The sequence below is a fragment of the Neisseria sp. genome (assembly GCF_030523955.1).
Classification (GTDB): Bacteria; Pseudomonadota; Gammaproteobacteria; order Burkholderiales; family Neisseriaceae; genus Neisseria.
The window spans coordinates 19,078-40,088 of record NZ_JAUNHL010000024.1 but is presented as its reverse complement, the minus strand read 5'-3'; the positions used below and the strand labels follow the sequence as shown (position 1 = coordinate 40,088).

Annotated in this window: 17 protein-coding genes; 5 read left to right on the top strand and 12 right to left on the bottom strand. The window is 55.7% G+C overall.

All coding sequences use genetic code 11. The features are described from left to right. Nucleotides 1-157 precede the first annotated feature (157 nt). Nucleotides 158-1,378 carry an MFS transporter gene (locus Q4C79_RS06780; protein ID WP_303090264.1) on the bottom strand — a complete coding sequence of 407 codons (1,221 nt, stop codon included), beginning with the start codon at nt 1,376-1,378 and terminating at the stop codon, nt 158-160. 145 nt (nt 1,379-1,523) lie between these two features. After that, nucleotides 1,524-2,069, bottom strand: a complete 546-nt coding sequence (ruvC, locus tag Q4C79_RS06775) for a crossover junction endodeoxyribonuclease RuvC (RefSeq protein ID WP_303090263.1) — start codon at nt 2,067-2,069, stop codon at nt 1,524-1,526. 103 nt (nt 2,070-2,172) lie between these two features. Between ruvC and apbC the strand changes: the two genes are divergently transcribed. Next, the gene (gene apbC / locus Q4C79_RS06770; RefSeq protein WP_303090262.1) at nt 2,173-3,252 is read left to right on the top strand and encodes an iron-sulfur cluster carrier protein ApbC; all 1,080 of its coding nucleotides are present in this window, start codon (nt 2,173-2,175) and stop codon (nt 3,250-3,252) included. 406 nt (nt 3,253-3,658) lie between these two features. On the opposite strand, the gene azu is transcribed toward apbC, so the two are convergent. The 3 genes from azu to Q4C79_RS06755 form a co-directional block, all read right to left on the bottom strand. Next, complete coding sequence (gene azu / locus Q4C79_RS06765; protein WP_303090261.1) at nt 3,659-4,228, bottom strand: azurin; 570 nt, start codon at nt 4,226-4,228, stop codon at nt 3,659-3,661. A gap of 115 nt (nt 4,229-4,343) precedes the next feature. Further along, on the bottom strand, nt 4,344-5,486 hold the full coding sequence (locus Q4C79_RS06760) for a cytochrome-c peroxidase (RefSeq protein ID WP_303090260.1): 1,143 nt from the start codon (nt 5,484-5,486) through the stop codon (nt 4,344-4,346). A gap of 330 nt (nt 5,487-5,816) precedes the next feature. Continuing rightward, nucleotides 5,817-7,103 carry a M23 family metallopeptidase gene (locus tag Q4C79_RS06755; RefSeq protein WP_368492217.1) on the bottom strand — a complete coding sequence of 429 codons (1,287 nt, stop codon included), beginning with the start codon at nt 7,101-7,103 and terminating at the stop codon, nt 5,817-5,819. A gap of 395 nt (nt 7,104-7,498) precedes the next feature. Here Q4C79_RS06755 and Q4C79_RS06750 point away from each other — a divergent pair, with 395 nt between their 5' ends. Together Q4C79_RS06750 and recJ are read left to right on the top strand one after the other, a co-directional pair. Then, nucleotides 7,499-8,482 (top strand): hypothetical protein, encoded by a 984-nt coding sequence (locus Q4C79_RS06750; RefSeq protein ID WP_303090259.1) that lies wholly within the window; start codon nt 7,499-7,501, stop codon nt 8,480-8,482. A gap of 119 nt (nt 8,483-8,601) precedes the next feature. Beyond that, nucleotides 8,602-10,293 carry a single-stranded-DNA-specific exonuclease RecJ gene (gene recJ, locus Q4C79_RS06745; protein WP_303090258.1) on the top strand — a complete coding sequence of 564 codons (1,692 nt, stop codon included), beginning with the start codon at nt 8,602-8,604 and terminating at the stop codon, nt 10,291-10,293. A gap of 20 nt (nt 10,294-10,313) precedes the next feature. On the opposite strand, the gene Q4C79_RS06740 is transcribed toward recJ, so the two are convergent. Further along, nucleotides 10,314-10,511 (bottom strand): hypothetical protein, encoded by a 198-nt coding sequence (locus tag Q4C79_RS06740; RefSeq protein ID WP_303090257.1) that lies wholly within the window; start codon nt 10,509-10,511, stop codon nt 10,314-10,316. Here Q4C79_RS06740 and Q4C79_RS06735 point away from each other — a divergent pair. Beyond that, entirely contained in the window at nt 10,498-10,710 is a 213-nt protein-coding gene (locus Q4C79_RS06735; RefSeq protein ID WP_303090256.1) for a hypothetical protein, read from the top strand. The two genes, Q4C79_RS06740 and Q4C79_RS06735, sit on opposite strands and share 14 nt — an antisense overlap. 67 nt (nt 10,711-10,777) lie before the next feature. Continuing rightward, complete coding sequence (locus Q4C79_RS06730; protein ID WP_303090255.1) at nt 10,778-11,455, top strand: histidine phosphatase family protein; 678 nt, start codon at nt 10,778-10,780, stop codon at nt 11,453-11,455. A gap of 394 nt (nt 11,456-11,849) precedes the next feature. Here Q4C79_RS06730 and Q4C79_RS06725 read toward each other — a convergent pair whose 3' ends face one another. The 6 genes from Q4C79_RS06725 to efeO form a co-directional block, all read right to left on the bottom strand. Beyond that, entirely contained in the window at nt 11,850-13,061 is a 1,212-nt protein-coding gene (locus Q4C79_RS06725; RefSeq protein WP_303090254.1) for an NADH:flavin oxidoreductase/NADH oxidase family protein, read from the bottom strand. A gap of 59 nt (nt 13,062-13,120) precedes the next feature. Continuing rightward, on the bottom strand, nt 13,121-13,435 hold the full coding sequence (locus tag Q4C79_RS06720) for a helix-turn-helix transcriptional regulator (protein WP_303090253.1): 315 nt from the start codon (nt 13,433-13,435) through the stop codon (nt 13,121-13,123). A 134-nt stretch (nt 13,436-13,569) separates the two neighbouring features. Then, nucleotides 13,570-15,180: an inorganic phosphate transporter gene (locus Q4C79_RS06715; protein ID WP_303090252.1), complete on the bottom strand. Its 1,611-nt coding sequence runs from the start codon at nt 15,178-15,180 to the stop codon at nt 13,570-13,572. Between the two features lie 296 nt (nt 15,181-15,476). Then, complete coding sequence (mutS, locus tag Q4C79_RS06710) at nt 15,477-18,089, bottom strand: DNA mismatch repair protein MutS (RefSeq protein WP_303090251.1); 2,613 nt, start codon at nt 18,087-18,089, stop codon at nt 15,477-15,479. A gap of 115 nt (nt 18,090-18,204) precedes the next feature. After that, a complete protein-coding gene (efeB, locus tag Q4C79_RS06705; protein WP_303090250.1) occupies nt 18,205-19,473 on the bottom strand; it encodes an iron uptake transporter deferrochelatase/peroxidase subunit in 1,269 nt (422 codons plus the stop codon). A gap of 369 nt (nt 19,474-19,842) precedes the next feature. After that, nucleotides 19,843-21,006: an iron uptake system protein EfeO gene (gene efeO, locus Q4C79_RS06700; RefSeq protein WP_303090249.1), complete on the bottom strand. Its 1,164-nt coding sequence runs from the start codon at nt 21,004-21,006 to the stop codon at nt 19,843-19,845. Nucleotides 21,007-21,011 lie beyond the last annotated feature (5 nt).

Genomic DNA, 21,011 nt, shown 5'->3' with positions numbered 1-21,011 from the left:
ATGTGCTTATGAGGTGCTGTTTCGAAAAACGTTGCGCTTGGTTTGACAATTCAAGGGGTTAAAATCCGCATCTGCAACGTTAAAAATGCTTACAAGGTGTTCAACCTTATTGCGCTTAGTTTGACAATTCAAGCTCAAAAAACCACCGTTGCGTGTGTCAACAGCCCCGTCGACGACCATATTCCGACAAAGTTTTCGGTTGCGCCACCCACCAAGCCAGCAGGCATTCGGCGGCCAATAATGCGCCAAGCAGCCCCATTGGCACCGACCACGAAGCGGTAAAATCGTAAAGCATTCCCATGCCCAAAGGCCCCAGGATAGCAATGGCATAACCCACGGCCTGCGCCATACCCGAGAGCGCTGCTGCTTCGCTGCTGCTATCAGTACGCAGCGCAAACAGCATCAGCACCATCGAAAACGTACCCGAACCGCCGATACCGGTCAGCACTACCCACAACCACGCCCAATTTGCCGGCGAAATCCAGATGCCTAACACACCGGCACACATCAGCGCCGATACGGCAACGCTGAATAGCGGACGGTTACCGCTTTTACCGAACCAAGCCGACACCGCCAACACACCCAATAAAGAAGAAATCTGAAACAGCGACATATAATTGCCCGCCGCCAGCGCCGAGAGTCCTTTGGCCTGCAACACCGAAGGCAGAAAATTCACCAGCGAATAAAACCCCAGCGATTGCACCCCCATAAACACGCTGATCATCCAAGCCTGCGGCGAGCGCCAGACCGCCACACCGCTGCCGGCCGTTTCCACCGACGCAGGCGGTACCGCCAATCGGTTGCGCAAGGCATACCAAATCACAAACGCCGCCAACGCCGTCAGCAACCAAATACCGAGCGACCACCGCCAGCTGCCCCATTGCGCCAGCGGCACCGAAACGGCCGAAGCCAAGGCCGCCGATACCGACATCGTGGCCGACAGCGTGCCGACCACCAAACCGATGCGGCTCGGTAAGTTGCGTTTGGCCAAAGCCGGCAGCAATACATTGCCCGCCGCAATGGCCGCCGAGAGCACCACCGTACCCAGCAGCAGGAAATTCACCGAAGAGCCGCTAATCCGCAGCGCAATACCCGCCATCATCAGCACCATCGACCACGGCAGCACCTGCGCCATGCCCCATTTTTTCGCCGCCCACACCGCCATCGGCGAAAACAAGGCGAACACCGCCATCGGCGCGGCGGCAATCAGGCCGATATAGGAAGCGGAAACACCGAGATCATTCTGAATAAAGGGCACCACCGGCCCCAACGCAACCAGCGGCGAGCGCAGATTGGCAGCCATCAGAATCACCGCGCAAAGCAGCAGTGCCAGCGATACCGGGCGGGCGTGTCGGCGGGAAGAGGAAGAATTCATCATTCGTTTATGTATCCGGTTGATCAATAGGCCGCTTGGTTAAGCCGGCGCAAGATTTGCATTTAATAAAACGGCGGAAAAGTCTATGCCTGTCTGAAAAAACGAACCGATCTTTTTTCAGACAGGCATGGTCGCTTTGCGTTTATTTTTAAAAATGAAAACGCCCGCGTTTCACCGACAAACCGTCGCGGGTAATCCGGTCGGCCAGGCCGTGGTTGCGCAGTGCGTGGGTAAGCGCCACCGCCAGCCCGTCGGCCGCATCGGCCTGCGGCGTACCCGACAAACCCAGCATGGTCACCACCATATGCTGTACCTGCTCCTTCGCCGCCTTGCCTTGTCCCACCACCGCCTGTTTGACCTGCAAAGCGGTATATTCGTGTACCGGCAACCCGCGCATCACCAGCGCCGCCATCGCCGCGCCGCGCGCTTGCCCCAGCATCAGGGTAGCCGCCGGATTCACGTTCACAAACACTTGCTCCACCGCCGCCACATCCGGCCGGTACTGTTCGATGATTTCCGCAATGTGCTCGACAATCACACCGATGCGACCGGCCAATTCATCATTGGGCAGCGTTTTGATGCAGCCGGAAGCCACATAAACATGCTCGCGCCGCACCACATCGATCACCCCGAAGCCGGTTACGCGGCTGCCGGGATCGATACCGAGGATACGCAAAGGGCGGGTAGCATTCATTCGTGTTCAAACCATTCAAATAACCATTCAAAAGCCCTGCCATTATAGCCCAAAGCCGCCCTTTCCGATAAAATCGGAGCCGCACATCATCAGAAAGAACATCATGAACCCCACCACTTACCAACAAGCGCTCGAGCGCATCGAAATTCCCGGCACCGGCCGCACACTGGGCAGCGAAAAAGCCGTCAAAACCCTGCGCGAAGCCGAGGGCGCACTGCATCTCTCACTAGTATTCGGCTTCCCCATCGGCAGTTTTCACCAAACACTGGCCGAACACATCCAAAGCGCGTTGAGCGCCGCCGGCAACACCTTGCCGGTACACCTCGACATCCGCGCCGACATCACCGTCCATCAGGTGCAACCGGGCGTTTCCACCATCCAAGGCGTGAAAAACATCATTGCCATCGCTTCGGGCAAAGGCGGCGTCGGCAAATCCACCACCACCGCCAATCTGGCAATGGCAATGGCCCGCATGGGTGCGCGCGTAGGCGTGCTCGATGCCGACTTATACGGCCCCAGCCAGCCCACCATGCTGGGCGTGGCCGGCATCAAACCCGATCAGGCAAGCGGCAAACTGGTGCCGGTAACCGCCGACGGCGGCATCCAAGTGATGTCGATCGGTTTTCTGGTCGATCCCGATCAGGCGGTGGTCTGGCGCGGCCCGATGCTCAGCCAAGCGCTGCAACAGCTGCTGTTTCAAAGCGAATGGGACAATGTCGACTACCTCTTCATCGACCTGCCGCCCGGCACCGGTGATATCCAACTCACCCTGTCGCAAAAAATCCCGGTTACCGGCTCGGTAGTGGTCACCACCCCGCAAGACATCGCCCTCATCGATGCGCGCAAAGCCGTAGATATGTTCCGCAAAGTCAACATCCCGATTTTCGGCGTACTGGAAAACATGTCGGTACACATCTGCCCGCAATGCGGCCACAGCGAAGCCATCTTCGGCAGCGACGGTGGCCGCAACCTGGCCGAAAAACTGAACGTACCGCTGCTCGGCCAGCTGCCGCTCGCCCTGCCCGTGCGCGAAGCGATGGACAACGGCCGCGCTTTGGATCTGCAACAAAACCACCCGCAAATCGCCGCTATCTACCAACAAGCCGCCCTCAGCGTGGCACTGGCGGTGGCCGATAAAAGCAAAGACTTCAGCGGGCGTTTTCCGAAGATTGTGATTGAATAAGCTTGGGTCGTTTTTGAAAGCACAATGCCTGTCTGAAAGAAAGTTTTCAGACAGGCATTTCTATAAAAAATAAATATATTTTTCGATACGATCCCGCTATAAAATGCGCGCAAGATGCTCAATCTTGCTGGGCTTTTTGCCTTGCATCTGCGGATTTTTCCTCAAAAAACCGCTTCGCAAGCATTCAGACTACACTTGCTATAGCGGATTCACACATTTTAGATACAAGGCACAGAACGCCGTAGCGAAAGTTAAGTTAATCCGCTATAGGAATCGGTTGCGAATTACGGATGTAGGTTGGCTGTTTTAATGTGGTATCGATAAATAACTATATGCCCGTCTGAAAAGAACAGCAAGCGGCGGTGGCTTTGTGGCCTGCGCTTGCTGTTTTTTATTAAGGTTGAGGCTAATCTACCAGCTTGATTTTGCCGCGCATATTGGCCAGATGGCCAGGGAAGCTGCAGAAAAATTCGTAATCGCCTGCCGAAAGTTGGGCCGGGTCGATACGGATACCGGCCTCTTCTCCGGGCCCAATCAGCGGAGTATGGGCAAGCACGCGTGTGTCGCCGGCTTTTAAGAAATGATTGTTCGCTCCGGCGGAGGCGCCGTCGCTCACGATCGCATCGACATCGGCGGCTTTTGCAATCACCAAATCATGCCCCATGGCGGTTTTCGGCAGGGTACCGGTATTTTTCAGGGTGATGTCGAAGCTTTTGCAGGCTTTGCTGATGGCAATTTCGCCGGTGTTGTACTTCATGGTGTCGTTTGCCTCTACCGTTAGGGAGCAGTTGCCTGCGGCAGCGTTTGATGCGGCAGGGGATGAGGATGCTGCTGGTGCGGATGCGGTTGCGGCAGGTGTGGCGGCACTGGCTGCCGGTGAAGCGGATTGGCTGGCCGGCGGAGTTTGGTCGGTTTTTTGCGAACAGGCGCTTAAGCCGAGTATGGCTGCGCCAATCAGGGTTAAATAGTATTTCATGACATGGGTTCCTTATATCTGTGCGGCTTTCAAACTGTCGAGTTGGTGAAGACCGGGAAAAAAACAGGCTGTCGGGTTGATCGGATTCAGACAGCCTGAAAGGGTTTGCTGCTTGCTATTGATTGTCGGGGCGTGAGTTGGCCGATACCGAAGGCGGTAATTCGGGTAGCATACGGGCGGATTCCGGCACTTTGCCCGACAAGGTTTTCAGGAAAGCGGAAATGTTGTCGACTTCTGACTGCGGAAGCTGTTTGCCCAATTGCGCTTCGCCCATGATGGCAACGGCTTTTTCCAGCTCCCATACGCTGCCGTCGTGGAAGTAGGGAGAAGTCAACGCCACATTGCGCAGGCCGGGTACGCGGAATACGAATTTATCATTTTCTGCTTTGGTTACCTCAAAGCGGCCTTCGTCATGCTTTTTACTGCCGGTGAATTGCCAGTACGGCCCTTTTACCAAACCGAATTTCTGGAAAGAGTTTCCGCCGAGGTTTACTCCTTGGTGGCAGGCGATACAGCCGTTGTTGATAAACGAACGCACGCCTTGCTTCTCTTGCGGCGTCAGCGCATTGACGTTGCCGCGCAGATAGTCGTCCCATTTGGAGGGGGTGAGCAGCGTGCGTTCGAACGCGGCAATGGCGTCGGTGATGTTTTCAAAGTTCACCGCTCCGCCTTTATCGGCATAAGCTTTCTTGAATTGAGCCTGATATTCGGGAATGTCGGCGATTTTTTTCGCTACCGAGGCTTTATCGATATTGGCCATTTCAACAGGATTAAGCAGGGGGCCGCCGGCCTGTTCTTCCACTGTGGCCGCGCGGCCATCCCAGAATTGGCTGCCTAATAGGGCGGCATTCAGTACGGTCGGTGAATTACGCCCGCCCATTTGGCCTTTGTGCCCCTGGCTGGTCGGCGTATTGTCTACCCCGGCGCTGGCTAGGTTGTGGCAAGAGTTGCAGCTTACGGTGTTACCGCGCGAAAGGCGCGAATCAAACCATAATTGATGACCGAGGGCGACTTGTTCGGGCGTAAACGGATGGGCTTTTTGCATTTCTTGCGGGCTGGGCAAGGGCTGAAACAGGCTTTGTGCCTGTTTCAGCAAAGCTTTGTCTTCTTCGGAGGCATTGCTGTGGTCGGCTGCTGCCGAGGCCGGCGCAGCGGCGGTTGAAGAAGCGCTGTTTGCCGGTGCGTTTTGCGCTTTCTCTTGCGAACACGCGCTTAATCCGAGCACCGCCGCAGCAATCAAAGTCAGATAATATTTCATGGTATATGCTCCTGAGTAATCATGATAAACATCACTTATTTTTATAATCATTTTTTTATAATTGAAACCTTTGCGAAACAATATTGCCTCGCTCTTTGTTGTTTCTCTGTATAAATATACGAATGTTTGTTTTATTCATTTTGGGTGAGTTTTCTTAAAATTTCCTTAAGAATAGAAATTATTTTTCATGTAAAAGGTGCCAACGCAAACCAATTGACTTTAATCAATATGAATAACCAGGAGGTGCAACAAAAATGCCTGTCTGAAAACTTTTCAGACAGGCATTGGATTTAGTTTATAAAATTAAAACATTAATTTCAGATAAATATCTTAATCAATCTGTGCAACCGTTACCGACAGATTACGGATGGCGGCGAGAGAACTGTCGGCCTGATTCATTTGGCCGCGGAATTTGGCCATATTGATGCTTTCCATTTTGCGGGTCGGCAGGGCGACGGCAGCCGGGTTGACATGCTGGCCGTTGATGCGGGCTTCGTAGTGAAGGTGCGGACCGGTAGAGCGGCCGGTGCTGCCGACATAACCGATGATGTCGCCGGCTTTCACGCTGCTGCCGATTGGTGCATAGGCGCTCATGTGGCCGTAGAGGGTTTCCACGCCGTTGGTGTGTTGCAGCATCACGGTGTTGCCGTAGCCGCCTTTCCAACCGCGGAAGGTAACGTTACCGTCTGCCGGTGCGCGAATCGGCGTACCTTCGGGAGCCGCATAGTCGATACCGGTGTGCATTTTGATGTAGCCCAATACCGGATGCACGCGTGTGCCGTAAGGTGAGGAAATACGGGTGTATTCCACCGGTTGTACGTTAAACGCATTCATTTGTTTAAACGGTTTGCCTGCGGCATCGTAATAGCTGCCGCCTTCATCGCCTGTACTGTACAGATAGGCTTTATAGCCCTTGCCGCTTTTAATCACTTCGGCGGCCAAGATGTCGCCGGTGGCCATTTCTTGGCCGCGGAAATACATGGTATTGAACAACAGGCGGATTTGGTCGCCCGGTTTCAGGGAGTCGATGTCGAATTTATCACTGAAAATATCACGCAATGATTCGCGCAATTCAATGCCGACCCCGGCTTGCGCCAAGGCACCTTGCGCAGAAGTGCGGATGATCACCGAACGGAGGGTAGGCATGGTTTGCATGGAGATTTCGGAAGTGGAAGCCTGCCATTTGCCGTTGATTTTCTGGATGGCCTGCAGGTTCAATTCGCCGTTGTCGTCGTCATCGAAAAATTGGACATCGGTGGCATCACCGGTGGAATCGATGCGCACGCTTACCGATTGGCCGGGGCGCAAAGGTTTGGTGCTCTTGGCGGCAGCGCTTTTGATGCTTTCTTTGGGTATGTTCAAGCGGGCCAATACATCGGCCAAATTATCGCCGGCCTGTACGGTTTCTTCGGTCCAGTAGCTGCTTTGGAAGGTTTCGTTTTTCACGAATACCGCCGGCAATTCCTGTACAACACGCTCGGTTTTATAAGGGCTTTGCGGCAGCGGTTCGTTCACTGCATAGGCGGTCATTACGGCGGATACGGGCAATAAAAAGCCCAACACCGACCAGCGTACCGGGCGGTGCAGCGATTTTTTGTTGGAGGTGGGTTTCGTCACGGTTCTGTTGTCCTAAATCAAGCGCCCGCAGTTTGCCCGGCAAACGGGTGTTAACGCACATTTCCGGCAAAATCGGCGGGGAAGGATTTATCTTAAAAACGCCGTCGGACGACGCTGTATTCTCATTAAAAACCGTTGGCAGTATCGGCGGAACGGGCAATCAATCCGGCGGAAAAATACTGCACACGGTTTGTTTTTTTGTTATCAAGTTTTGGTGTCAGTCGTTATTATCGGGGCGAACCTGGTGGAAGACACTAGGGTTTTCTATTTTTTACCTTTTTTAGTATTTTACCATAAATACAGGCAGCTAGCTCGAAAACGGCGGAAAAACTTTCGGTGACGGGCGCGAAATGGCGTAAAATAAAGGCCTTTCCGATCCCCGTTTTCTGCATGTTATGAATCTCACTTTGGCTGTTCCCGCTCTTAATTGGGGCGACGAAACCCGCCTGCCGCAACTGACCGTACCCGGTTTGAACCAATTGCTGCGGTTCGGCCGTTTTAGTGCTGCGCCGCAAACGGCCGCCGGGTTTTTCGCCGCTTATTTATGGCAGGGCAGCCTGCTGGCGATGGCCAAACAGGCGTTGGCGCTGCCTGATGGTCAGCCGGCAGTATTTGCCAGCCCGGTGTGGCAGCAGATGGGGATGCACCGCATGAGTATGCTCGGCGGTGGCGAAATCGGTATTACGGCGGAAGAGGCGGCCGAATTGTGCGGCGGGCTCACCCGGTTTTATGCCGATATAGGCTGGCGCTTTTTGGCTTACCGCCCCGATTTGTGGCTGCTGGTTTTGCCGCAAGAGGCCGATTGGCAGGCGGAGTCCTTGCTGAATGTGCTGGGCGAGGTAGACGGCACTATGCGCGCGGAAGGTGCGGGCAGCCGCAGTTGGCTGTCGGCGCAAACCGAAATCCAGATGTGGCTGCACAATCATGAGCTCAACACCGCGCGAACGGCGGCCGGGCAGCCTGCCATTAACGGCGTTTGGCTGTGGCGGGATTTGACCGGCACGCTGACGGATGCGCCACTGCTGGCCTGCGACAGCGCATGGGCGGATGCCTATCCGGGCGTGCGTACCGACGCACCGTACGATTATGCCGCCTGGTGCGCGATGGCGGCGGATGAGAGAGCCGATGGCGGCGTGATTTTTCTCGACGATTTATTAACCGCCGCCCATACCGGCGATGTATGGGCTTATCAGGAAACGCTGCAAGCGTGGGACGAGCGCTTTTTCATGCCTGTTTGGCAAGAGTTGCGCAGCGGACGCTTAAAACGTTTTATTTTGGCTACCGACGGCGTCGACGGCGGTATCCTGCAATTGTCCGCCAAAGCCGGCCGTGCGTTTTGGAAGCGGCAGCGCGTGTTCCAAGGCAAACTCGGCGCTTGATAAGCAGATTTTTCAGACAGGCACAGTAAACAATAAGAGAAAATGCCTGTCTGAAACCTTGCCAAGATTTCTTTATCTTTATCCGAATCCCTATATTTTCTTAAAATTTCAGAAACCGAATGTCGAACAAAATCCAAATCCGATCCTACAATCCCGATGACTGCAACACGTTGATGGCGGCGGGTGCCGATCCGCTCTTGGCGCGGCTGTTTGCCGCGCGCGCGGTGGCCGAGCCGCATCAGTTGGCCGATAAATTATCCGGCCTGATACCGTTTACCGAATTGAAGGGCTGCGAAGAGGCGGCTTGCCGCCTGGCCGATGCAGTGGCGCGGCGGGAAAACATCCTGATTGTGGCCGATTACGACGCCGACGGTGCCACGGCCTGCGCGGTGGCGGTAACAGGCTTGCGGAGCATGGGAGCGGCGGTGGATTTTCTGGTACCCAACCGCTTCGAGCACGGTTACGGTTTAACGCCGGAATTGGCGGAACTGGCGGCGGCGCAAGGTGCGCAGATTTTGATGACGGTAGACAACGGCATCGCCAGCCTAGCCGGTGTGGCGCGGGCGCAGGTGCTGGGCTTGGAAGTGATTGTTACCGACCACCACCTGCCCGCCGAACAGGTACCCGACTGTTTGATTGTGAACCCCAACCAAGCCGGTTGCACTTTTGCCAGTAAAAGCCTGGCCGGCGTAGGGGTGGTTTTTTACGTATTGATGGCGCTGCGTGCCCAATTGCGTGCGCGCGGTGCGTTTTCAGACAGGCCTGAACCGAATCTGGGCGAATTGCTCGATTTGGTGGCGCTGGGTACGGTGGCCGATGTGGTGGGGCTGGACTACAACAACCGCATTCTGGTGTCGCAGGGTTTGAAACGGATGCGTTCGGGCAAAATGCGGCCGGGTATCCGCGCCTTGTTTAAAGTGGCGCGGCGCGACTGGCGCAAGGCGCAGCCCTTCGATATGGGCTTTGCGCTGGGGCCGCGCATCAATGCGGCGGGGCGTTTGGAAGATATGTCGCTCGGCATTGCCTGCCTGCTGGCGGAAGACGACGAAACCGCCGAAGCGCTGGCCGGCCAGTTGAACGATTTGAACATCGAGCGGCGCGAAATCGAGCAATCGATGCTGCAAGACGCGCTCGACAGCTTCCCCGAAGTGTTGCCGGCCGGCCAGACCACCGTGGTGGCCTACCGCGACGATTTCCATCAGGGCGTGGTCGGCATTGTTGCCAGCCGCCTGAAAGAGCGGTTTTACCGCCCGGCCATCGTCTTTGCGCCGGCGGACAACGGCGAGGTACGCGGCTCCGGCCGTTCGATTCCCGCGCTGCATTTGCGCGATGCGCTGGACTTGGTGTCCAAGCGCCATCCCGATCTGATTTTGAAATTCGGCGGCCACGCCATGGCGGCCGGCTTGAGCATACGCGAAGAGAATATCGCCGCTTTTCAGACAGCCTTCGAGCAGGCGGTGCGCGAATCGGTGCGCGAAGAAGATTTGTCGCAAACCTATGTTACCGACGGCAGCCTGGCCGCCGCCGACATTACCTTGGAGCGCGCGCAAACCCTGGCTTTGCAGGTGTGGGGGCAGGGGTTTGCGCCGCCGAGTTTTACCGACGAATTTGCCGTTGTCCGCCAGCAGCCGATGGGGGTGAACCACAAAAAAGTATGGCTGCGCAAAGACGGTTTCGAATTCGAAGCGATGTTCTGGCGGTGCACCGAAACCATTCCCGAGCGCATCCGCACTGTTTACCGGCCGGTGGCCAACGAATGGCGCAACCAAACCGAGTTGCAGCTTTATATCGATTATTGGGAAGCGGCTTGATGAAAACGATGTGGCTGTTTTTATTGTTGGCCGCCGTCGGCAGCAGCGTGTACCACATCGGCCAGAAATCGCTGCACAGCGTGCCGGCCAACCCCATGCTGATACTCAGCCTGTACTATGCCGCCGCCTTTGCGCTCAGCATCGTGTTGATGCCGCTGTTTGGCCGAAGCGGCCGGCCTTGCTGCCAATTGGCGGGTGTGGCTGGTGGCGCTGGGCATACTGATGATCGAGCTGGGCTTTCTGCTGGCCTACCAGAGCGGCGGTTCGGCGCAATGGTCGGGCGTGGCGGTGAACGGCGCCGCCGCTTTGTTGCTGATACCGGTGAGCCTGTTGTTTTTTCAGGAACAGTTCTCGTGGCACAAAATCCTCGGTATCGTGCTGACTTTATCCGGCATGTATTTTTTGGTGAAAAAATAATTGGAAATGCCTGTCTGAAAGCTTTCAGACAGGCATTTGAAACATTGAATCAAACAAGGAAAGAATTATGGCTTTGGAAGTTTACCTCGTGCGCCACGGCAAAACCGTGTTCAATACCACCGGCCGCCTGCAAGGCTGGAGCGATTCGCCGCTGACGCCGGAAGGCCGCCGTGTGGCCGAGCGGCTCGGGCGCGGGCTGGCCGAGCGCGGCATCCGCTTTGACGCCGCCTTTTCCAGTACCGCCCCGCGTGCCGCCGAAACCGCGCGCATTATTCTGGAACACAGCCGCCAAAACGAATTGGCGCTTACCCAGCTGCCCGATTTGCGCGAATACTGCTTCGGCGGTTTCGAAGGTGAACTGAGCAGCCGTTTGCACCAAATCCTCACCGCATCATTGGGCCTGCCCGATACCGATGCCTGGCTGCAAGCCTACCGCCAAGCCGATCATCACCTCTTGGCCGAAACCGTTGCCGCGCTGGACGAATTGCAATTGGCGGAAACCGAAAACCAGTTTGTCGGCCGCCTGCAAAACGGCATGGCCGAAGTGGCCGCGCGCAGCCGACAAGCCGGCCGCGTGCTGGTGGTGTCGCACGGCATGGCGATTACCGCGCTGCTCAAAAGCATCGACTTCAACATCATCGAATACCGCAGCCTGGAAAACGCTTCCGTTTCCCGCCTGGTACACGATCAGAGCGGTTGGCGTATCGAAGGCATCGGCGACACCTCTTTGCTGGCGGCGGAATAAAGAAACCAAGCAAATGCCTGTCTGAAAACTTTTTCAGACAGGCATTTGGTTTGGCAGGATGTTGATATCCCGTCATACTCGGGCTTGACCCGAGTATCTGTTATTTCTTCAAAAACAACCAAATGATCGGATCAAGCCTGAGCTTGATGCACGTGTTTGAACGTATCGAAAAGAATTTTGCAAAGGCCTCACTTTTTCTCAAAGCGGATTGGCTGTATCGGCGCTATAGCAGATTTAATTACTTCGATACAAGGCAGCAAGCCGCAGACAGTACAAGTAGTACGGAACCGATTCTGTTGCCGCTTCAGCGGCTTACAAAATCGTTCTCTTTGAGCTAAGGCGCAGCAGAGCCTTCGCGAAAGTTAAGTTAATCTGCTATAAAGCGCCAATGCCGTCAGCTGCGGCCTGTGCTCATGCCGGCCTTGCCGTTTTCCCACAAAGTTTTCAACAAAACCTTCCAAGCCGATAATTGCGGGTTGGGCTGTTTGCCGGCAGCAATCAGCGCCATTTGCGCCGCATACCAGTTCAGCTCAAGTACCGCGCCGAGTTTGTTGTCTATGGCGGCCACGCCGGTTTTGGCCCGTCGGGTGACAATGGTTTGATAAGTACCTTGTTTGATTAGGTTAGGCAAATCCGGCATCAGCGCCAGCGGGCGGGCGATGCCGACAAAGTCCAAATGTTTGCTGTTTAATGCATCGTTCATCGCCGGTTCGGAACGGAAGCCGCCGGTAATAATCAGCGGCACTTGGCTGACTGCGCGGGCTTTTTCGGCATAATCGATAAAAAAGGCTTCGCGCGCCTGTGTGCTGGCTTTTTCCGCCATCATGGCCGGGCTTTCGTAATTTCCGCCGGAGATTTCGATGAAATCTATGCCCAGTTCGCTCATTTTTTGCACCACTTGAATGCTGTCGTGCTCGTCAAAACCGCCTTTTTGGAAGTCTGCCGAATTCAGTTTCAGCCCGACCAAAAATTCAGGCCGCACCGCCGCGCGGATGGCCTGGTAAATCTCTACCAAAAAGCGCATGCGGTTTTCCAGGCTGCCGCCCCATTTATCGGTGCGGCGGTTATGGTGCGGCGATAAAAACTGGCTCACCAAATAGCCGTGTGCGCCGTGGATTTGCACACCGGAAAAGCCCGTTTTATCGGCGATTTCGGCGGCACGGGCGAATTGGCGGATTAAAACCTCGATTTCGTCGTTTTCCAAGGCGCGCGGCGGATTGATAAAGCCTTCCATACCCTGCAAAGGTACGGCGCTGGGCGCAACCGGCGTGGGCGACAAAACCTTGGGCGACTGTTTGCCCGCATGATTGATCTGCATGATCAGCAAAGTGTCGTTTTGCGTGCCGGCTTTTGCCCATTGTTCTAACACGGGCAAACTGCGCTCGTCGGTTAACACCACATCGTTGGCCGAGCCTTTGCCGTTTTCCGCCACCATCACATTGCCGGTTACCAACACGCCGGCGCCGCCTTTGGCCCAAGCATCATAGAGACGCACCAGCGCTTGCGACGGCTGGTGGTTTTGGGCGAGTTGCTCTTCCATAGCGGATTTGAACAGGCGGTTTTTGGCGGTTTGGCCGTTTGGAAAGCGGAATGTTTGGAATATCATAGATTTATCCTTGCTTATTTTGGTTTATGAGTTTAAAAATTTAAACTGATTGGGGAAAATTACGCCTGCCGAAGCGGACAGTGCTGCGCCATTAGATCGCTCAATAATTTCAATTTTTCGGCAGCATCGTGCATGGCGATGCTGTAAAAGCGCTCTTTGCCGATTTGCTCCACGCCAACCGTTTGCGCTTGCAGCATGATTTTCAAATGATGTGAGACGGCCGGGCGCGACAAATGCAGCCGCTCGGTAATTTCGTTCACATTCATTTTGCCGTTTTCCAGCAATAAGCGCAGGATTTGATGGCGGTTTTCATCGCTTAATACGGTAAAAACGGGGATACATTCCCGCATCAACGCCATAATGTCTTGTGGCATGGCCGCTCCATAAGTTTATATGTTTAAAAATTTAAACCAATTATAGTGGAGTGCTCGGCGATAAGCAATGGATGGCCGCAAAAATGCCTGTCTGAAAAGTTTTCAGACAGGCATTTGGTTTGGCGGCAAGGTTTTTAAGCAAACAGGCTGTTGAACAACCAGAACAGCAAGCCGGAGAGCAGCATAGAAGCAGGCAAGGTGAGCAGCCAAGCCAGTGCCAAACTGCGTACGGTGGATTTTTGCAAGCCGGATTTGTTGGCCACCATGGTGCCGGCGACGCCGGACGACAATACTTGGGTGGTGGATACCGGCAGGCCCAAGCCGTCGGCTGCGGCGATGGTGCTCATGGCCACCAATTCGGCGGTGGCGCCTTGGCCGTAACTCAACTCGGTTTTACCGATTTTCTCGCCTACGGTAATCACGATACGCTTCCAACCCACCATGGTACCCAGCCCCAGTGCGATGGCGACCATCACTTTTACCCAAGTCGGAATAAATTTGGTCGCACGGTCCACATCGCGGCGGAAGTCTTGCAGGTTTTCTTTCAGCGGCTCCGGTGCAAATTCGGGATTTTGTTTCTCCAGTCTTTTCACGGTTTCGGCAGCCAGATACATATCGTTGCGGATATTGCCGACCACTTTGTCGTCCCAGCGTTGGAGATCCGGCTCGGCCTGCGCCTGTCGGGCGATTTGGCTCATGGTGTCGGCCAGCGCCGGTACCACTTGCTCGTTGAGTTTGTTGGAGCGCACATAGTCGGATAACACGAGGCGGCTGTTAGCGGGTATCGGCGCGTTCCCTACGGTTTGGCGCAGTTCCTGCGAAGTTGCTTGGGTGATTGCGGCAAACTGCGCTACGTCTTTGCTCGGAATCGCATGGTTCAAACCGTAAACCATCGGCAGCGTGCCGACCAGAATCAGCATGATCAGGCCCATGCCTTTTTGGCCGTCGTTGGAGCCGTGGGCAAACGATACGCCGGTACAGGTAAAAATCAAAAGCGAGCGCACCCACAAGGGCGGCGGTTGGCCGTCTTTAGGTGCATGAAACAGTTCGGGGCGCTTGGCCAGCAGTTTTTTGGCCAACAGCAGCAGCAAGGCGGCGAAGACAAAGCCGAACAGCGGCGAAATAAACAGCGATAAGCCGACTTTCTGAACTTGCGCCCAATCGATGCCGGCGGTGGCCGAGCGGCCGTGTATCAAGGCATTGCCCACGCCCACGCCGATAATCGAGCCGATGAGAGTATGCGAAGAAGAGGCGGGCAGGCCGAGAAACCAGGTACCGAGGTTCCAGATAATCGCAGCCAGCAGCAGCGCAAACACCATGGCAAAGCCGCTGGCGGTACCCACTTGCAAAATCAGTTCCACCGGCAACAGGGCGATGATGCCGAAGGCCACCAGCCCGCTGGAAAACAATACGCCCAGAAAATTCCAGAATCCCGACCACACCACGGCGGTGGGTGCTTTCATTGAGTTGGTATAAATCACGGTGGCCACCGCATTGGCGGTGTCGTGGAAGCCGTTGACAAATTCAAAGCCCAGCGCAATCAAAAGCGCTGCACCAAGCAGGATATAGGGCAGCCAAGTACTTTCGCCGGCAGCGAACGGGCCGATATCCTGATGCAGGCTGTATGCCATGTAGATTAATGCGCCGACCAAAATGCTGATGAATACGGTAGCGGCCAAAGAACTGGGTTTTTGATCCAAATCGGGGCGTGAACCGCCCGCCGAGGTTGAGCTTTGGGATTGCATGTTAATGAAAATTCTCTGTGATTCAATGGAAATCCGGCAAAACGGCAACCGGCAACTTTTATGATAGTTTTGAAAGGCCTGAATTATAGAATCAGAATCCCGATTCTATAAAATATTATCGAGCACTTTTGTGACAAGAATGTGACAAATTACCTGTTTATCGTAATATTTGTAAAGATTTATGAAGGGATAAATTAAAAGCGAACAAAGAGTATTTTTCAGACAGGCCTGTCTGAAAAATACTCTCTGAGCTTTGCGCCTTGTACTGTCTGCGGCTTGCTGCCTTGTATCGAAAATTAATTAAATCTGCTATGTTCCGCCAGCCCTTTCAAACGGTAGAGCATATCCAGAGCCTCGCGCGGCGAGAGTTCGTCGGGGCGGATGTCGGCCAGCATGGCCAGCGCGGGATTGGGTTCGGCGGGCGGGTTGTTTTCAGGGTTGTGGCCGTCTGAAAAACTTTCTCCGCCGTCGAAACCGCCGTCGTTTTCAGACGGCATCATATTGAAAATATCCATCTGCGGGCGGTTGGCGGCAGCCTGTGCTTCGAGTTCGTTTAAATGTTTGCGGGCGGATTTGAGCGCGCGCGCGGGCAGGCCGGCGAGTTTGGCCACGGCGATGCCGTAGCTTTTGCTGGCGGGGCCGGGTTCGATGTGGTGCAGAAACACGATGTCCTGCCCCTGCTCCAGCGCCGAAAGGTGCATATTGACGGCGGTGGCGTGCGCTTCGGGCAGGCGGGTCAGCTCGAAATAGTGGGTGGCAAACAGGCTGAACGATTTGTTTTTCTGCAAAAGGTGTTCGGCAATGGCCTGCGCCAGCGCGAGGCCGTCGAAGGTGGAGGTGCCGCGGCCGACTTCGTCCATCAGCACCAGCGACTGTTCGGTGGCGTGGTGCAGGATGTAGGCGGTTTCGCTCATTTCCACCATAAAGGTGGAGCGGTTGCCGGCCAGATCGTCGCTGGCGCCGATGCGGGTGAAAATCTGATCGATGGGGCCGATTTTGGCGGCGTCGGCGGGCACGAAGGCGCCGGTGTGCGCCAGCAACACGATTAAGGCCACTTGGCGCATATAGGTGGATTTACCGCCCATATTGGGGCCGGTGAGCAGCATCAGGCGGTGTTTGTGGTCGAGGCCGGTGTTGTTGGCGGTGAAGTGGCGCACCTGCCGCTCGACCACGGGATGGCGGCCGTTGCTGATTTCAATCAGTGGGTAGTCGGCAAACTCGGGGCACACATAGCCGCGCTCTTCGGCATGGCGGGCGAAGGTGGAGAGTACGTCGAGCGAGGCGGCGGCTTTGGCGGCTTTCTGCAATTGCGGCAAGGCCGTCTGAAGCTCTTTGAGCAGGGCGTCGTAAAGTTGCTTTTCGAGCGCGAGCGCCCGTTCTTGCGCGCTGAGCACTTTGTCTTCAAAGGTTTTTAATTCGGGGGTGATGAAACGCTCGGCGTTTTTCAGGGTTTGGCGGCGCTGGTAGTCGGCGGGCGCCTGCTCGGCCTGCACTTTGGATAATTCGATATAAAAGCCGTGCACGCGGTTGAATTCCACTTTTAAGGTGGATAGGCCGGTGCGCTCGCGTTCGCGCGCTTCGAGGGCGAGCAGGAATTCGTCGCCGTGGTTTTGGATGTGGCGCAACTCGTCCAATTCGGGGTGGAAGCCGTGGTTGATGACGCCGCCGTCTTTCAGCCACACGGCAGGCTCGGGCAGGATGGCCGCTTGCAGCTTTTCGGCCGTCGGCAGGGTTTCGGGGAACACGTTTTGCAGGGTTTGCAGCAAGGCGCTGCCGCCGGCGGGCACCGGCGTTTCGGCCAGCACCAACAGGCTGTCGCGCAGGGCGGCCAAGTCGCGCGGGCGGGCGTTGCCCACGGCGATGCGGGCGGCGATCCGTTCGATGTCGGCCACGCTTTTCAGACAGGCCTGTACATCGGCATAGTGGTTTTGCAGTTCCAAAACCGCCTGCTGGCGCGCCTGAATGTGGCTTCTGTTGCGCAGCGGGTGGTGCAGCCACAGCGCGAGCAGGCGGCTGCCCATGTGGGTGGCGCATTCGTCGAGCACCGAAAACAGCGTCGGCGCTTTTTTGCCGGCGAGCGTTTGGGTGATTTCGAGGTTGCGGCGGGTGGCGGCGTCCATGCCGATGTATTGGCTTTCGGTTTCGAGCGAGAGGCCGTCGAGGTGCTGCGGCAGGCGGTTTTGGGTGAGGCGGATATAGTTGAGCAGCGCGCCGGCCGCGCCGACGGCTTCGGCGTGCGCTTCGATATCGAGGCCGAAGCCGCGCAAATCCTGGCAGCCGAAATGGTCGGTTAACAGTTTGGCGGCGGCATCGGCGGCAAACTGCCAGTGGTTGAGCCGCGTGATGTTGGCCGCCTGAACGGCGGGCGCGTTTTTGCCGTCGGGCAGCAGGATTTCGGCGGCCTGCAAACGCGCCAGCTCGTCGGGCAGTTTGTCGGCGGTGGTGAGCTTGGCTTTGAACTCGCCGCTTTGCAGCGAGGCCCACGCCAGCCCGATGTGTTTCTTGCCGGCGCACACGGCCACGATGCGGTTGGTTTCTTTGTCTTCGAGAAAGGCCGAATCGGTGAGCGTGCCGGGGGTAACGATGCGCACCACTTTGCGCTCCACCGGCCCTTTGGTCGCGCCCACTTCGCCCACCTGCTCGCAAACCGCCACGCTTTTGCCCATTTTCACCAGCCGCGCCAGATATTGCTCGGCGGCGTGAAACGGCACGCCCGCCATTTTAATCGGTTCGCCGTTGAGCTGGCCGCGGGTGGTCAGCGTGATGTCTAACAGCTTGGCCGCTTCCACCGCGTCGTCGAAAAACAGCTCGTAAAAATCGCCCATGCGGTAAAACACCAGTTTGTCGGCATGGCCGGCTTTGATGTCGAGATATTGCTGCATCATCGGGGAAACGGCGGGTTTGGTCATGGCGGGCTCGTGTTGCGTAATCAATAGAAATAAGGGTTTATTTTAGCAAAATCGAGAATGCCTGTCTGAAAGGGTTTTCAGACAGGCATTGGTTTGGCATGCTTTCAGACAGGCATCAGGCACCGAGCAGGCTTTGCCCCAGGTATTCGCCCGGTTTAACGCCGGGCAGGGTGAAGAAATAACCGCCGCCGAAAGGGCTGATGTATTCTTCCAGCGGTTCGCCGTTAAGCAGGTTCTGTACGAAGATAAAACCGTCGGACAGGTTGGCTTGGTAACAGATGAAAACCAGCCCCACATCCAGCTGGCCGGCGCGCGAGAGTCCGCGTGAATAATCGAACGGGCGGCGGTAGAGCAGGTGTTTTTTCCTGAATTCGGCATCCTGCGGATTGGCCAGCCGCATGTGGCTGTCTTTCGGGATCACTTTGCCGTCGGGGTCTTTGCTGTAATCGGGCGTTTCCATTTCGGTTTTGCCGCCCAAGGGCGCGCCGCTGTATTTTTCACGGCCGAAAATGGTTTCCTGCTCTTGCAGCGGGGTGCGGTCCCAAAATTCGACGAAATGGCGGATCAGGCGCACGGCTTGGTAGCTGCCGTTTTTTGTCCAGGCAGGCTCGTCCAAGCTGTTGGCAGCTATGCCTGTCCACAAGACATCATCGGCGATTTTGGCATCTCGTACATCGGGGTTGGCGCTGCCGTCGCGGAAACCGAACAGGTTGCGTGCGGCGGTGCCGGGTTCGGTTTTCGGCAGGAAACCTTCGATGCTCCAGCGGATAATGGCGAATTGGGCGGTGTTTTTGAGAATATCGCGCAAGGCGTTTTGACAGGTTTCGGGGGTGAAGGCGCAAATCTGGATGCTCAAGTCGCCGTCGCACCATTCGGCGTTGAGTTTGTCGTTGGGAAAGCGTTTCATTTCAACCAAATGTTTGGGCTTTTTGCCGGCCAGGCCGAAGCGTTCGTCAAACAGACTGCTGCCCACGGAAACGGTGATGGTCAGCCCGTCGGGTTGGAAGACGGGGCCGAGCAGGCCGCTGCCGGAGGGCGGTAATTTGGGATCGCGGTCATCCAGCTTGCCGCCGCGGGTCAGAAATTCGATGCGGGCGGTGAGTGTGCGCATCAGATTGATCAGTTGGGAAGTGCTGCCGGCCGATACGTCGAACGCACACATAATGGCAAACGGCTGGTGCGGCGTGGTGATGCCTTGCTGGTGTGTGCCGTAGCAATCATAACTCTCGCGGCTGTGTTGGGCGGCATTGTTTTTTTCTTCGCTGCGTCCTTGGCTTTTGCCCAGCGCAAATCCGCCGGCGGCGCCGATGGCCAAGCCGGCACCGGTGGCCAGCGTAGTTTTGAACAGATGTCGTTTGCTTAAATCTTGCGGTTGGTCAGACATATTGTGCTCCTGAAAATGCCTGTCTGAAAAATAATATAGTCAAGCAGAGCTTAAGAAAAAGTGTGCATGTCATACTTGGGCTTGCTACAAGTATGACGTGGCTGATTGCCAACAGCCCTAGGGTCTGCCGACAATTAACGCAACGGCGGTATTTTTGGTCAAAATCCCCCGTCTGCGGCGTTAAAAATGCTCGCAAGATGTTCAATCTTGCTGCGCTTTTTGCCTTGCATACGCGGTTTTTGCCTCAAAGAACCGCTTCGCCGGTTAATTGTCGACAGCCCCTAGAGTTAAGAGATTTAACTATATTGGAATCAATAAATAACGAAATAACGGCTGCCGGCATGTGCCGGTAGCCGTTGTGCGTTGGTTTTAATTGAGGCCAAGGGTGCCGCGCAGTTGCGCCAAATCTTCGGCCAGCGCATTAATCGGTGCTTGCAGCGCATCGCGGTCGGCTTTGCTCAATTTGTCGTAAGTGGTGAAACCGTCGGCGGTTTTATATTTGGCCAAAATGGTATTGACCTGTTTGAAATTAGCATCGACTTTGTCGAGCAAGGCTTGGTTTTTCTCGGCAATCAGCGGGCGAAACAGGTCGACGATTTTTTGCGCGCCTTCGATATTGGCCTGAAAATCGCTCAAATCGGTGTGGCTGTAACGGTCTTCTTCGCCGCTGATTTTGCTGCCGGCCACTTCTTCCACCAAAACGGCGGCGCCGCCGACCACCTTATTGGGCGGGAAAGAGAGTGCATCGATTTCGGCGGCCAGTTTTTTGACATCGGCATCCAGTTTATCGGCGGTTTGCTGTACGCCTGCGGTGGATTTTTCTATCCACAAAGCATATTCGATGCGGTGGAAACCGGTGAATTCGGGGTCTTTCGGGCCGGCTTTGAAGTCGTCTTCGCGTGCGTCAATCGCAGGGTCAAGCTCGTTGAACAGCTCGGCAATCGGCTCGATGCGTTCATAATGATAACGGGTGGAGGCAAACAGCGATTTGGCTTTTTCGATGTCGCCGGCTTTCACCGCTTTGACGAAAGCTTCGGTTTTCGCAACCAATTCTTTGGCTTCGCCTTGTACGTAAACCTTATATTCGGCCAACGGTTTTTCCAGTTTGGCCATATCGGCTTGGTCGGCAGTGGCCTTAAAGCCGCTGTCGGTAACGGTGAGTTTGCCACGCGGGTTGGTTAACAGGCCACAAGTCATTTCGTATTCGCCGGGCAACAGGGTTACCGTCATTTTATCGGTCAGCCCCGGAGCGATGTTTTCACGCTCGTCCACCACCATCACGCCTTTGAGGATTTCCCATTCGAGCTTGCGGCTGCTGTTGTTTTGGATATTGAACACGGTTTGCCCGCTGGGCACGCTGATTTCCATGGGGTCGCATTTTTCGTCGTTCACGGCAACGTTGAAGCTACCGTCTTGGGCGGCGGCTTTGGTGCCGGACGCAGGTGCGGCGGGTTTTTCGGCTTCCGGAGGTTGGCAGGCGGCAAGGCCGAATGCGAGGCATACGGAAAGGGCGGTGGCGGAAAGTTTGTTCATTGAGA

Bases quoted from the DNA above. Each gene is read 5' to 3' on its own strand.
- Q4C79_RS06715 (WP_303090252.1), bottom strand. From the start codon at position 15,180: ATGCAATCCCAAAGCTCAACCTCGGCGGGCGGTTCACGCCCCGATTTG.
- efeB (WP_303090250.1), bottom strand. From the start codon at position 19,473: ATGTCTGACCAACCGCAAGATTTAAGCAAACGACATCTGTTCAAAACT.
- Q4C79_RS06750 (WP_303090259.1), top strand. From the start codon at position 7,499: ATGAATCTCACTTTGGCTGTTCCCGCTCTTAATTGGGGCGACGAAACC.
- azu (WP_303090261.1), bottom strand. From the start codon at position 4,228: ATGAAATACTATTTAACCCTGATTGGCGCAGCCATACTCGGCTTAAGC.
- Q4C79_RS06760 (WP_303090260.1), bottom strand. From the start codon at position 5,486: ATGAAATATTATCTGACTTTGATTGCTGCGGCGGTGCTCGGATTAAGC.
- Q4C79_RS06780 (WP_303090264.1), bottom strand. From the start codon at position 1,378: ATGATGAATTCTTCCTCTTCCCGCCGACACGCCCGCCCGGTATCGCTG.
- recJ (WP_303090258.1), top strand. From the start codon at position 8,602: ATGTCGAACAAAATCCAAATCCGATCCTACAATCCCGATGACTGCAAC.
- mutS (WP_303090251.1), bottom strand. From the start codon at position 18,089: ATGACCAAACCCGCCGTTTCCCCGATGATGCAGCAATATCTCGACATC.
- efeO (WP_303090249.1), bottom strand. From the start codon at position 21,006: ATGAACAAACTTTCCGCCACCGCCCTTTCCGTATGCCTCGCATTCGGC.
- apbC (WP_303090262.1), top strand. From the start codon at position 2,173: ATGAACCCCACCACTTACCAACAAGCGCTCGAGCGCATCGAAATTCCC.
- Q4C79_RS06725 (WP_303090254.1), bottom strand. From the start codon at position 13,061: ATGATATTCCAAACATTCCGCTTTCCAAACGGCCAAACCGCCAAAAAC.
- Q4C79_RS06720 (WP_303090253.1), bottom strand. From the start codon at position 13,435: ATGCCACAAGACATTATGGCGTTGATGCGGGAATGTATCCCCGTTTTT.
- Q4C79_RS06730 (WP_303090255.1), top strand. From the start codon at position 10,778: ATGGCTTTGGAAGTTTACCTCGTGCGCCACGGCAAAACCGTGTTCAAT.
- ruvC (WP_303090263.1), bottom strand. From the start codon at position 2,069: ATGAATGCTACCCGCCCTTTGCGTATCCTCGGTATCGATCCCGGCAGC.
- Q4C79_RS06740 (WP_303090257.1), bottom strand. From the start codon at position 10,511: ATGCCCAGCGCCACCAGCCACACCCGCCAATTGGCAGCAAGGCCGGCC.